The organism is Pseudomonas sp. NFACC14, assembly GCF_900106885.1.
GTDB classification, from domain to species: domain Bacteria; phylum Pseudomonadota; class Gammaproteobacteria; order Pseudomonadales; family Pseudomonadaceae; genus Aquipseudomonas; species Aquipseudomonas fluorescens_AA.
The window spans coordinates 859727-872417 of the sequence record NZ_FNOA01000001.1 but is presented as its reverse complement, the minus strand read 5'-3'; the positions used below and the strand labels follow the sequence as shown (position 1 = coordinate 872417).

Below are 12691 nucleotides of genomic sequence, written 5' to 3'. Positions count from 1 at the left end.
CTCCCACAGGTTTTTCTGGCGTTCACACTGATCATTCCAACCAGCCCATAACGCCCGTGGCGAGGGCGCTTGCTCCCGCTGGCCTGCGAAGCAGGCCCCAGCATTTTGCCCGCACTCTGTCGCAGACCCCATGTGGGAGCGAGCCTGCTCGCGATAGCGGTGCGGCCGTCGACAGCGATGTTGGATGTGCGCCGTCATCGCGAGCAAGCTCGGCTCCCACAGGTTTTTCTGGCGTTCACACTGATCATTCCAGCCAGTCCATAACCCCTGTGGCGAGGGCGCTTGCTCCCGTTGGCCTGCGAAGCAGGCCCCAGCATTTTGCCCGCACTCTGTCGCAGACCCCATGTGGGAGCGAGCTTGCTCGCGATAGCGGTGTGACCGTCGACAGCGATGTCGGATGTGCGCCCGTCATCGCGAGCAAGCTCGCTCCCACAGGTTTTTCTGGCGTTCACACTGATCATTCCAACCAGCCCATAACGCCCGTGGCGAGGGCGCTTGCTCCCGCTGGCCTGCGAAGCAGGCCCCAGCATTTTGCCCGCACTCTGTCGCAGACCCCATGTGGGAGCGAGCTTGCTCGCGATAGCGGTGTGGCCGTCGACAGCGATGTCGGATGTGCGCCCGTCATCGCGAGCAAGCTCGGCTCCCACAGGTTTTTCTGGCGTTCTTGTGGCTGTGATCAGTAATCGTCGCCGCGGTCGGTCACGTCCTTTTCGACACTCGGCGCATTCGGGTCATGGCCTTGGGGGAACTTGCCCTTGAGGTTCCAGGCGAACGCGATGATCTCGGCAATCGTGCGGTACAGCTCTTCCGGGATGCTGTCCCCCAACTCCATCCGTGCCAGCAGCTTCACCAGCTCGGCATTTTCATAGATCGGTACTTCACTGTCCCGGGCGATGCGCAGGATTTCCTCGGCCAGTGCTTCGTCGCCCTTGGCGGTGAGGGTCGGGGCATGGTGGCCGTCGTATTTGAGGGCGATGGCCTGGCGGGGTTCGGTGTGGGTTGTCATGCGGTTTCGTCCACCCAGCGTTGTTCCAGGCGAGTCTTGGGGCCTTGGGGCGGAGTGCCAAGGTGACAGTCCAGGTCGCCGACGTTCAGGCCACAGGTCACCAGGCGTTCACGCAGGGCTGTCAGGTTGCTTTCGATCAGGCTCGCGGTGTACGGCCGTTCGGCCCACAATTGGCTGGACAGGCTGCCGCTGAGCAACTGGGCTTGAATCTGCAACGGACCGAGCGGCTCCATGTCGAATGCCAGTTCGACCCGCCAGAGCTGCTGTTTCGGCTCGCGTTCTTCCCGGCGTTCCTCTGGCTGTTCCCGGGGCGGGGTTTCCTCGCGCTGGAACTTGACCTGCAACGGCACGATGTCCTGCAGGTTGCGCATCGGGATCTCCAACTGCCAGGTGCTCATCAAGCGACCGTCGTCGGTCAGGCCGGTTTGTTCCAGGCTCGACAACTGATGGCTTTGCAGGCGCGACACGGCAGCGGCGGCCAGACGCAGCAGATGCTCCAGATCGCCGCCTTCGTCCTGGTCTTTCAACTGGCGCGAGGGCAGCGGAAAACTGGTGGGTTGCGGCTTGGCGCTGACCTGGCCGAGCATCCCCAGGGCGCTGCGCACGAAACTCGGCAGGACCTGTGCCAGCGTATTGGCGGCAATGATGGCGCTGAGGTTGGTGGAGGCAGGCAGGGCCGGTGTCAGTTGGGCGATCAGTTTCAGCAGGTCGCCTTTCATGTCCGGCGCCAGGCTCGGTGGCTGGCCGGCGAGCAGTTTGCTTTCCAGGAACACCCCGCTGGCGACCATGGCCTGGGCCAAGCCCCTGGGCGTGCTCAGTTGCTGGACATCCGGCAGCCCGGCCAACAAGCGAGTCGCCGCGGCGCGCAGCTCGGAGCCGGTGTCGTCGGTGACCGGCAGGTTTTGCAGGGCAGTGATCAGGCTGTCCAGCGAGCCCTGGCGGCTCACTTGGGTGAGCAGTTGCTGGCTCACCGCCAGTTGCTCCTGGCGGTTGCTCAGGGGAACGAATTTGAGCGTCTGGGCATCTTGCACCTGGGCGCTCAAGAGCGTGCCGATGCGCAGCGGTCGGGGGCTGTCGATGTCCAGGGTACTGCCGGCCTGGGCGGTGTTGAGCAGGCTCACCAATGACCGGTAGACCGCTGGCTGCCCAGGCAATGACGGCAATGCCTGGCTGGTCAGCACCTTGCCTTGCAGCAGCGTGCCGACCGGCATCTGCGCCGTGTCGATGCGCGTCAAGGTGGCGACGCTGGAGGCAACGGCCTGCTGCACGGCAATCGTCAGGTTGCTGGGGGACGGTTGGGTCACGGCCAGGCTGGTGCCCTGGGGTAATGGCTGGGTGCTGGTGGCTTGCACGGTAGTCTGGCGGCCGCTCTCCAGGGTGACCTTGAGCAACAGCTGGAAAGTCTGGTCGGCCTGCTTGAGCGACAGCACTTCGGCCTGGGCGGTCTGGCCGGGGCCGATCAGCCCTTCGGCCGGTGCCAGCAATTTGAGCAACTCGCCCGTCACCGCTGGCATACGCGTCGTTGCCGTGGCCTGGGGCAGCGGCAGGATGTTGATGTCGCCTGTCATCTGCGGTCTTACCCTGGGGAAAATAAGCCCTCTTGAGAGTAGGGCATCACATGTATAATGCCGCCCGTCTTTCAGGGAGTGGCGAAAACCTTTGCAATTGTTTGACGCAGCTCTGTGGAACAGGCCGTCAAAGCATCTATGCTGCACCTCTTTAACGGCCGCTGCACCGCCGACTTGAACCGTATAAGGCCCGCGATCCCTTGACCAGTCCTCTCCTGCAAACCGTTGGCCTCGCCTGTGAGCGAGACTTGCGGCTGCTTTTCGAAAATCTCGAATTGAGACTCTCGCCGGGCGATATGGTGCAGATCAGTGGCCCCAACGGTAGTGGCAAGACCAGCCTGTTGCGCCTGCTCGCCGGATTGATGCAGCCCACCGCGGGCCAAGTGTTGCTCAATGGCCAGCCTTTGCACAGCCAGCGCAGCGAGCTGGCCCGTAACCTGCTCTGGATCGGCCATGCCGCCGGCATCAAGGACTTGCTGACCCCCGAAGAAAACCTCAGCTGGCTCTGCGCTCTGCACACGCCGGCCGGCCGCGAGGCGATCTGGCAGGCGTTGGCGGCGGTCGGGCTGCGCGGCTTCGAGGATGTACCGAGCCACACCTTGTCCGCCGGTCAGCAGCGCCGGGTGGCCCTGGCCCGGTTGTACCTGGACGGTCCACCGCTGTGGATCCTCGACGAGCCGTTCACTGCCCTGGACAAGCAGGGCGTCGCGCAGCTCGAGGAACACCTGGCACGGCATTGCGAAAACGGCGGCATGGTGCTGTTGACCACCCACCACACGCTGGCGCGGATGCCGTCCGGCTATCGCAACATCGATCTTGGGAACTGGGCCGTATGAGTGTGTTTGGCCTGTTACTGGCCCGCGAGGCGCGCCTGCTTTTTCGTCGTCCGGCCGAATTGGCCAATCCGTTGGTGTTCTTTGCGATCGTCATCGCGTTGTTCCCACTGGCGGTCGGTCCGGAGACTCAATTGTTGCAAACCTTGTCTCCGGGACTGGTCTGGGTGGCCGCGCTTTTATCGGTCCTGCTCTCGCTGGACGGGCTTTTCCGCAGTGATTTCGAAGACGGTTCCCTGGAACAGTGGGTCCTTTCGTCGCACCCCCTGGCCCTTCTGGTTTTGGCCAAGGTACTGGCACACTGGGTTTTTTCCGGGCTGGCGCTGGTGCTGCTTTCGCCGCTGTTGGCGATGATGCTGGGTTTGCCCGCCGCGTGCATGCCGGTGCTGCTGGTGTCGCTCCTGCTGGGCACGCCGGTATTGAGCCTGCTCGGTGCGGTAGGCGCGGCGTTGACGGTGGGGTTGAAGCGCGGTGGCCTGTTGCTGGCGCTGCTGATCCTGCCCTTGTATATCCCGGTGCTGATCCTGGGCAGTGGTGCTTTGCAAGCAGCGTTGCAGGGCATGCCCGCGACCGGTTATCTGCTGTGGCTTGGGAGCCTGACCGCCCTGGCGATAACCCTTACACCCTTTGCAATAGCCGCTGGCCTGAAGATCAGCGTCGGCGAATAATAATGAGGCCTGGTCAAGCATTGACCACTTCTGCGGAAGTTAAGGCAGACCTGGCAGCTCGTGATGACGAGCCGCAACCGTGATGGAAACAGCAATGAACTGGACCTGGTTTCATAAGCTCGGCTCACCCAAGTGGTTCTACGGTATCAGCGGCAAGATGCTGCCCTGGTTGAGCCTCTTCGCTCTGCTGCTGATCGGCTCCGGCGTCGTCTGGGGCCTGGCCTTCGCCCCGCCGGATTACCAGCAGGGCAACAGCTTCCGCATCATCTACATCCACGTTCCCACCGCGATGCTGGCCCAGTCCATCTACGTGATGCTGGCCGTGTGTGGTGTGGTCGGGCTGGTGTGGAAGATGAAGCTGGCCGACGTGGCCCTGCAATGCGCCGCGCCCATCGGCGCCTGGATGACCGCGGTGGCGCTGGTCACCGGGGCCATCTGGGGCAAGCCGACCTGGGGTTCCTGGTGGGTCTGGGATGCCCGACTGACGTCCATGCTGATCCTGCTGTTCCTGTACTTCGGTCTTATTGCGCTGGGCAACGCCATCAGCAATCGTGACAGTGCCGCCAAGGCTTGCGCGGTGCTGGCGATTGTCGGCGTGATCAACATCCCGATCATCAAGTACTCGGTGGAGTGGTGGAACACCCTGCACCAGGGCGCGACGTTCACCCTCACCGAAAAGCCGGCGATGCCCGTGGAAATGTGGCTGCCGCTGTTGCTGACGGTGCTGGGCTTCTACTGTTTCTTCGGCGCGGTGCTGTTGCTGCGCATGCGCCTGGAAGTGCTCAAGCGCGAATCCCGGGCCAGTTGGGTGAAGGCCGAAGTACAGAACAGCCTGGAGGCCGCTCGATGAGTTTCGCTTCATTCGGCGATTTCCTCGCCATGGGTCATCATGGCCTGTATGTCTGGTCGGCCTATGGCATTTGCCTGGTGGTGCTGGCCCTCAACGTGGCGGTGCCGATCCTGGCCCGCAAGCGGTATCTGCAACAAGAGGCGCGTCGTCTGCGCCGGGAGAACGGTCAGTGAATCCGCTGCGCAAAAAACGTCTTGTCATCATTCTGGCGATCCTGGTGGGTGTCGGTGCCGCGGTCGGCCTGGCCCTGAGCGCCTTGCAGCAGAACATCAACCTGTTCTACACCCCGACCCAGATCGCCAGTGGCGAAGCGCCCAAGGACACCCGCATCCGTGCTGGCGGCATGGTGGAAAAAGGCTCGCTGGTGCGCTCCGGGGATTCACTGGACGTGACATTCAATGTCACCGACTTCAACAAGACCGTGACCATCACCTATCGCGGCATCCTCCCGGACCTGTTCCGCGAAGGGCAGGGCATCGTCGCCCTGGGCAAGCTCAACGCCGATGGCGTGGTGGTGGCCGACGAAGTGTTGGCCAAGCACGATGAAAAATACATGCCGCCGGAAGTGACCAAGGCCTTGAAAGACAGCGGCCAGTCGGCGCCCGCTCCCGTGAAGGAGGGCTGATCGATGACTGCTGGCATCTTTATTCCCGAGTTGGGCCACCTGGCGATGATCCTGGCCCTGTGTTTCTCCCTGGTACAGGCCGTGGTGCCCTTGCTCGGCGCCTGGCGCGGCGACCGCTTGTGGATGAGCCTGGCCCAGCCGGCGGCGTGGGGGCAGTTCGCCTTCATGCTGTTCGCCTTCGGTTGCCTGACCTATGCGTTCATGGCCGACGACTTTTCCGTGGAGTACGTCGCCAGCAACTCCAACAGCGCCTTGCCCTGGTACTACAAGTTCAGCGCCGTGTGGGGCGCCCACGAAGGTTCGCTATTGCTTTGGGCGTTGATCCTCGCCGGCTGGACTTTCGCGGTCTCGGTGTTTTCCCGGCAGTTGCCCCAGGTGATGCTGGCCCGGGTGCTGGCGGTGATGGGCATGATCAGTACCGGCTTCCTGTTGTTCCTGATCGTCACATCCAACCCGTTCAAGCGCATCCTGCCGCAGATGCCGATGGATGGCCGCGACCTCAACCCATTGTTGCAGGACATCGGCCTGATCGTTCACCCACCGATGCTCTACATGGGCTACGTCGGTTTTTCCGTGGCCTTCTCCTTCGCCATCGCCGCGTTGCTCGGGGGTCGCCTCGATGCCGCGTGGGCACGCTGGTCGCGCCCGTGGACCATCGTCGCCTGGGCCTTCCTCGGTATCGGCATCACCCTCGGTTCGTGGTGGGCCTACTACGAACTCGGTTGGGGCGGCTGGTGGTTCTGGGACCCGGTGGAAAACGCCTCGTTCATGCCCTGGTTGGTGGGCACGGCGCTGATTCACTCCCTGGCTGTCACGGAAAAGCGCGGTGTGTTCAAGAGCTGGACCGTGCTGCTGGCCATCGCGGCGTTCTCCCTGAGCCTGCTGGGAACGTTCCTGGTGCGTTCCGGCGTGCTGACGTCGGTGCATGCCTTCGCCTCGGACCCTGAGCGTGGCGTGTTCATCCTGATGTTCCTGCTGTTCGTCGTCGGCGGTTCGCTGACGTTGTTCGCCCTGCGTGCGCCGGTGGTCAAGAGCCAGGTCGGCTTCAACCTCTGGTCACGGGAAACCCTGTTGCTGGGCAACAACCTGGTGCTGGTGGTGGCCGCGTCGATGATCCTGCTGGGGACGTTGTACCCGCTGGTGCTCGATGCGCTGTCCGGCGCCAAGCTGTCGGTCGGCCCGCCGTACTTCAACGCGTTGTTCATTCCGCTGATGGCGATCCTGATGGTGGTGATGGCCATCGGTGTGCTGGTGCGCTGGAAGGACACGCCGGTCAAGTGGCTGCTGGGCATGTTGACCCCAGTGCTGCTGGGCACGGCCGCCCTGGCCGTGGTGGCCGGCGTGGCCTATGGCGACTTCAACTGGGCGGTGCTGGCGACGTTCGTGCTGGCGGCCTGGGTGTTGCTGGCCGGCGTCCGGGATATCTTCGACAAGACCCGCCACAAAGGCCTGATCAAAGGCCTGCCGACCCTGACCCGCAGTTACTGGGGCATGCAGATCGCCCACCTGGGCATCGCCGTCTGCGCCCTGGGCGTGGTGCTCTCCAGCCAGAACAGTGCCGAGCGCGACCTGCGCCTGGCGCCGGGCGAGTCCATGGACCTGGGCGGTTACCAGTTCGTGTTCGAGGGCGCCAAGCATTTCGAGGGGCCTAACTTCACGTCCGACAAAGGCACCGTGCGGGTCATTCGCGACGGTCAGGAAGTCACTGTGTTGCATCCGGAAAAACGCCTCTACACCGTGCAGAACTCGGTCATGACCGAGGCTGGGATCGATGCCGGTTTCACCCGCGACCTCTATGTGGCCTTGGGCGAATCCCTGGGCGACGGCGCATGGGCGGTGCGGGTCCATGTCAAGCCGTTCGTGCGCTGGATCTGGTTCGGTGGCTTGCTCACCGGCCTGGGTGGGGTGCTGGCGGCGCTGGATCGGCGCTATCGGGTCAAGGTGAAAGCCCGGGTGCGTGAAGCCCTGGGCGCGACGGGAGCCACTGCATGAAACGTTGGTTGATGGTGTTGCCGCTGGCGCTGTTCCTGTTGATGGCGGTGTTTTTGTACAGGGGGTTGTACCTGAACCCGAGTGAATTGCCCTCGGCAATGATCGGTAAGCCGTTCCCGGAGTTTTCCCTGCCCTCGGTGCAAGGTGACAAGACCCTGACCCGCGCCGACCTGCTGGGCAAGCCGGCGCTGGTCAACGTGTGGGGCACCTGGTGCATTTCCTGCCGGGTCGAACACCCGGTGCTGAACAAGCTGGCCCAGAACGGCGTGGTGATCTACGGCGTCAATTACAAGGACGTCAATGCCGACGCCTTGAAGTGGCTGGCCGAATTCCACAACCCGTATCAATTGGACATTCGTGATGAAGACGGCTCCCTGGGCCTGAACCTGGGTGTCTATGGCGCACCGGAAACCTTCTTCATCGATGCCAAGGGTGTGATCCGCGACAAGTTCGTCGGCGTGATCGACGAACAGGTCTGGCGCGAGAAACTGGCCGCCAAGTACCAAGCCCTGGTGGACGAGGCCAAGCCATGAAGCGTTGGTTAGCCGCCGCCATCCTCGGCTTGAGCCTGGTCGGAGTGGCCCGGGCCGCCATCGACACCTACGAATTCGCCAACGACGGCGAGCGCGAGCGGTTTCGCGAACTGACTAAGGAACTGCGCTGCCCCAAGTGCCAGAACCAGGACATCGCCGACTCCAATGCCCCGATTGCCGCCGACCTGCGCAAGGAAATCTTTCGCATGCTCGGCGAGGGCAAGGACAACCAGCAGATCATCGACTTCATGGTCGATCGCTACGGTGAGTTCGTGCGCTACAACCCCGCCCTGTCCTCCAAGACCGCGCTGCTCTGGTTCGGCCCCGCCGGGCTGTTGCTCGGCGGTTTCGTCGTCATCGCGGTGATCGTGCGCCGCCGCCGGGTCCAGCGTACAGCCGCCCCGGACACGCTTTCCGTCGAAGAGCGCCAGCGCCTCGACCAACTGTTGGATAAAACCAAGCATGATTGATTTCTGGCTCGCCGCAGGTCTGCTTCTTCTGGTTGCCCTGAGTTTTCTGTTGATCCCTGTGCTGCGTGGTCGTCGCGCCCAACTGGAGGAGGACCGCACCGCGCTCAATGTGGCGCTGTATCAGGAACGCGTGGCCGAATTGCAGGCTGAACGGGAGGAGGGCGTGCTCAACGCCGCGCAACTGGATACCGGTCGCGCCGAAGCCGCCCGTGAACTGCTCGCCGATACCGAGGGCGCCGACGCACCGCGCGAATCCCGGCTGGGCAAGCCATTGCCGTTGCTCGCCGCCGTGCTGGTGCCGGTGTTGGGCCTGGCGCTGTACCTGCATTTCGGTGCCAGTGACAAGGTCGAGCTGACCCGTGAATTCGCCCAGGCGCCGCAGTCGATGGAAGAGATGACCCTGCGCCTGGAGCGCGCGGTGGCGGCGCAGCCGGATAATGCCGAGGGCCTGTATTTTCTCGGGCGCACCTACATGGCTCAGGATCGTCCGGCGGACGCGGCGAAGATCTTCGAACGCACCGTGACCGTCGCCGGTCGTCAACCGGAACTGTTGGGCCAGTGGGCCCAGGCGCAGTATTTCGCCGATGGCAAGAAATGGTCGGATAAAGTCCAGGCCTTGACCGACGAAGCGCTCAAGCTCGATCCGAAGGAAGTCACCAGCCTCGGCCTGTTGGGCATCGCCGCGTTTGAAGGCGAGCGTTATCAGGATGCGATCGACTACTGGGGGCGTCTGCTCGCGCAACTGCCGGAAGGCGACAAATCCCGCGAGGCGCTGCAGGGTGGCATTGCCCGTGCCACCGAGAAGCTGCAAGCCAGCGGTGGCAAAGTCGCCAAGGCCCCGGTGGCCAAGACCGGGGCATTGCTCAAGGTCCGCGTCGATCTGGCACCGGCACTCAAGGCCAAGGTACAGCCGGGCGACAGCGTGTTCATCTTCGCCCGTGCCGTCTCCGGCCCACCGGCGCCGCTGGCCGCCAAACGCCTGACGGTGGCCGATCTGCCGGTCACGGTGGAACTGGGCGACGCGGACGCCATGATGCCGCAGTTGAAACTGTCGAACTTCCCCGAAGTCCAACTGATGGCGCGCATCTCCCGGGCCGGTCAGCCGACCGCGGGTGAGTGGATCGGCCGCAGCCAGCCCCTGGCGAGCAGCACCACCGCGCAGCAGCAATTGACCATCGACAGCCCGGACAAATAACAGGAATTCGCACCATGACCGCCATCGCTCGTATCACCCTGCTCACGCTCGTCATGGGCTTGAGCGCTTGTGCGGTCCAGCGTCCGTCGGAGCCCTCGGCGCCGCTGCCACCGATTCCACCGTCGACCCCGACCACCAAGCCGGCCCCGTCCACGCCTCCAGGCAAGCCGGCCATCCCGAACAAACCGACCAAGCCGTTGCCGCGCACTTCCGCCAGCTTCGCCCCGCCACCGGGTGGCAACAGCCATTGGGATGCCAAGCTGGGGGTCTATGTGCTGGACAACCAGACCAATACGTTCTATCGCCAGCGTACCTATTACCGCTGGAACAACGGTTGGAGCCGTTCCGTCAGCCCGAATGGCCCATGGGAAGACACCACCATCGAAGGCGTGCCGGCGGGCCTTGGGCGACAGTTTCATTAAGGTCCCTGTGGCGAGGGGATTTATCCCCGCTGGGCTGCGAAGCAGCCCTGAAACCTGATGACTCGGTATGTCAGTCAGATTGAATCCACAGTGATGGGGTCGCTTCGCGACCCAACGGGGATAAATCCCCTCGCCACAGCTTCCCGGACCAGGCCGGGATTTTTGTGTTTCTGGATATTCTTTGAACGAAATTTTCACTAAATCTTGCGGACAATCCCCCGCGCTCATATCGCCGCCGGTTATTTAATGGCAATGCCCTAGCCGTTCGTGCAACATTTGCGCACTCGCGCAAGCCCCGGGGTCAGGCTTTGGCCAACAGAGGGCGCGCCGTTGTTTCTCTTTTGTCACTCCAATTCCAATAGGGTCCTTAAACGACATGGCAATCCCGGACGCCCTGAGTCAGCAGCGCACCACGCATCGCCTGCTGCAACCGACCGTCAAATCGCACCTGGCCTACACGTTGCTTTGCGCCCTGGTGATGATGGTTATGCTAAGCCTGCTGCGCGTGGCGCTGCTGGTCTATAACCGCGAGATGATTCTCGACACCCCGGCCTCGACCTTCGTTGAAGCATTCGTCAACGGCCTGCGCTTCGACTTGCGTCTGGTGGTTTACCTCTGCATCCCGTTGCTGCTGGCGTTGTTCAGCGCAAGGGCCATGGCTGCCCGCGGTTTTTTTCGTTTCTGGCTGACCGTCACCTCCAGCATCGCGCTGTTCCTCGGCTTGATGGAGATGGACTTCTACCGTGAATTCCACCAACGCCTCAACGGTCTGGTCTTCCAATATGTGAAGGAAGACCCGAAAACCGTGATGAGTATGCTCTGGTACGGTTTCCCGGTGGTGCGCTACCTGCTGGCCTGGGTCGGCGGCACCGTCATCCTCGCCCTGGCGTTCAAGGGCGCCGACCGCGCCACCCGTCCCCGTGGACCGTTCAGTGGCGGTACTATCGGCACCCGGCAGATCGCCCCGTGGTATGGGCGTGTCGCGGTGTTCGTGGTTTGCCTGCTGGTGGCCGTGGTCGCCGCGCGCGGCACCCTGCGCCAAGGTCCGCCACTGCGTTGGGGGGACGTCTACACCACCGACTCGAACTTCGCCAACCAGCTTGGACTCAATGGCACGTTGTCGCTGGTGGCGGCAGCCAAGAGCCGGATGTCCGAAGACCGTGACAACATCTGGAAAGCCACCCTCGAGCAGCCGCTGGCCCAGCAGACCGTGCGTGACATGCTGGTGATGCCTGACGACAAGCTCGTGGACACCGAGACCGCCGCCGTGCGCCGCGACTACACGCCGCCGGCGGACAAGACCCTGCCGATCAAGAACGTGGTCGTGATCCTCATGGAAAGCATGGCCGGGCACTCGGTGGGCGCCCTGGGCGCGCCGGGCAACATCACGCCTTACATGGACAAACTGTCCAAGGAAGGCCTGCTGTTCGACCGTTTTTTCTCCAACGGTACCCACACCCACCAGGGCATGTTCGCCACCATGGCATGCTTCCCGAACCTGCCGGGTTTCGAATACCTGATGCAGACGCCGGAAGGCAGCCACAAGCTGTCAGGCTTGCCGCAACTGCTCAGCGCCCGAAACTACGACGACGTGTATGTCTACAACGGCGATTTCGCCTGGGACAACCAGTCGGGGTTCTTCAGCAGCCAGGGCATGACCAACTTCATCGGGCGTAACGACTTCGTGAACCCGGTGTTTTCCGACCCCACCTGGGGCGTGTCCGACCAAGACATGTTCGACCGTGGCCTGATCGAGCTCAAGGCCCGGGAAAATGGCAAGCCGTTCTATGCCTTGCTGCAAACCCTGTCCAACCACACGCCTTATGCGTTGCCGACGCCGTTGCCGGTCGAGCCGGTCACCGACCGTGGCAGCCTGAACGAACACTTGACGGCCATGCGCTACGCCGACTGGGCGCTGGGCCAGTTCTTCGAGAAGGCCCGCAAGGAGCCTTACTTCAAGGAAACCCTGTTCGTGGTGGTGGGCGACCATGGCTTTGGCAACGAACGCCAGATCACCGAAATGGACCTGGGCCGTTTCAACGTGCCGATGCTGTTGATCGGCCCCGGCGTCCAGGAAAAATTCGGCCAGCGTAGCCATACCGTGGGCACCCAGGTCGACATCGTACCGACCATCATGGGCCGTCTCGGTGGGCAGGTACGGAACCAGTGCTGGGGCCGTGACCTGTTGAACCTGCCGGAAGGCGACACCGGTTTTGGCGTGATCAAGCCGTCGGGCAGTGAACAGACGACGGCGATCATTCGCGACGACAAGATCCTGGTCCTGCCGAAGGAGAAGGAAATGCCGCCGAAGATGTACCGCTATGAATTGGGCGCCAACCCTCATGCGCAAATCATCCCGGACGCACCGGACACTGCCGAGATGAAGCTCAAGCTCGAATCGTTCCTGCAAACCGCGACCAAGAGCCTGTTGGATAACACCGCGGGCGTTGTTGACGGCAAGCCGGACTGATAAACGGCGAGCATAAAAAAAGAGGCCTGCGAAGGCCTCTTTTTTTTGCGCTTACTTAG

At 62.9% G+C, this 12691-nt stretch carries 13 protein-coding genes; 11 read left to right on the top strand and 2 right to left on the bottom strand.

What is annotated here, in order from left to right; genetic code table 11:
• Positions 1-676: 676 nt before the first annotated feature.
• Positions 677-1006, bottom strand: a complete 330-nt coding sequence (locus BLU85_RS04090) for an EscU/YscU/HrcU family type III secretion system export apparatus switch protein (RefSeq protein ID WP_060738627.1) — start codon at positions 1004-1006, stop codon at positions 677-679.
• Positions 1003-2574: a flagellar hook-length control protein FliK gene (locus tag BLU85_RS04085; RefSeq protein ID WP_092197755.1), complete on the bottom strand. Its 1572-nt coding sequence runs from the start codon at positions 2572-2574 to the stop codon at positions 1003-1005. Before BLU85_RS04085 ends, BLU85_RS04090 begins: the two co-directional genes overlap by 4 nt.
• Before the next feature lie 200 nt (positions 2575-2774).
• Here BLU85_RS04085 and ccmA point away from each other — a divergent pair, with 200 nt between their 5' ends.
• From ccmA to BLU85_RS04030, 11 genes are all read left to right on the top strand, one after another.
• On the top strand, positions 2775-3410 hold the full coding sequence (ccmA, locus tag BLU85_RS04080) for a cytochrome c biogenesis heme-transporting ATPase CcmA (protein WP_060738625.1): 636 nt from the start codon (positions 2775-2777) through the stop codon (positions 3408-3410).
• Positions 3407-4075, top strand: a complete 669-nt coding sequence (gene ccmB, locus BLU85_RS04075; protein ID WP_003183957.1) for a heme exporter protein CcmB — start codon at positions 3407-3409, stop codon at positions 4073-4075. The genes ccmA and ccmB overlap by 4 nt, the downstream gene beginning before the upstream one ends.
• Before the next feature lie 94 nt (positions 4076-4169).
• Complete coding sequence (locus BLU85_RS04070) at positions 4170-4925, top strand: heme ABC transporter permease (RefSeq protein ID WP_092167464.1); 756 nt, start codon at positions 4170-4172, stop codon at positions 4923-4925.
• Complete coding sequence (gene ccmD, locus BLU85_RS04065; protein WP_003199159.1) at positions 4922-5098, top strand: heme exporter protein CcmD; 177 nt, start codon at positions 4922-4924, stop codon at positions 5096-5098. Before BLU85_RS04070 ends, ccmD begins: the two co-directional genes overlap by 4 nt.
• On the top strand, positions 5095-5550 hold the full coding sequence (ccmE, locus tag BLU85_RS04060) for a cytochrome c maturation protein CcmE (RefSeq protein ID WP_092197753.1): 456 nt from the start codon (positions 5095-5097) through the stop codon (positions 5548-5550). Before ccmD ends, ccmE begins: the two co-directional genes overlap by 4 nt.
• 3 nt (positions 5551-5553) lie before the next feature.
• Entirely contained in the window at positions 5554-7542 is a 1989-nt protein-coding gene (locus tag BLU85_RS04055; protein WP_092197751.1) for a heme lyase CcmF/NrfE family subunit, read from the top strand.
• A complete protein-coding gene (locus BLU85_RS04050) occupies positions 7539-8075 on the top strand; it encodes a DsbE family thiol:disulfide interchange protein (protein ID WP_072408483.1) in 537 nt (178 codons plus the stop codon). The genes BLU85_RS04055 and BLU85_RS04050 overlap by 4 nt, the downstream gene beginning before the upstream one ends.
• Positions 8072-8545 carry a cytochrome c-type biogenesis protein gene (locus BLU85_RS04045; protein ID WP_092197749.1) on the top strand — a complete coding sequence of 158 codons (474 nt, stop codon included), beginning with the start codon at positions 8072-8074 and terminating at the stop codon, positions 8543-8545. The genes BLU85_RS04050 and BLU85_RS04045 overlap by 4 nt, the downstream gene beginning before the upstream one ends.
• Positions 8538-9740, top strand: coding sequence for a c-type cytochrome biogenesis protein CcmI (ccmI, locus tag BLU85_RS04040; protein ID WP_092197747.1), 1203 nt, complete (start codon positions 8538-8540; stop codon positions 9738-9740). The genes BLU85_RS04045 and ccmI overlap by 8 nt, the downstream gene beginning before the upstream one ends.
• Before the next feature lie 14 nt (positions 9741-9754).
• Complete coding sequence (locus BLU85_RS04035) at positions 9755-10162, top strand: hypothetical protein (RefSeq protein WP_092197745.1); 408 nt, start codon at positions 9755-9757, stop codon at positions 10160-10162.
• 376 nt (positions 10163-10538) lie between these two features.
• Complete coding sequence (locus BLU85_RS04030; protein WP_092197743.1) at positions 10539-12632, top strand: LTA synthase family protein; 2094 nt, start codon at positions 10539-10541, stop codon at positions 12630-12632.
• Positions 12633-12691: the final 59 nt, after the last annotated feature.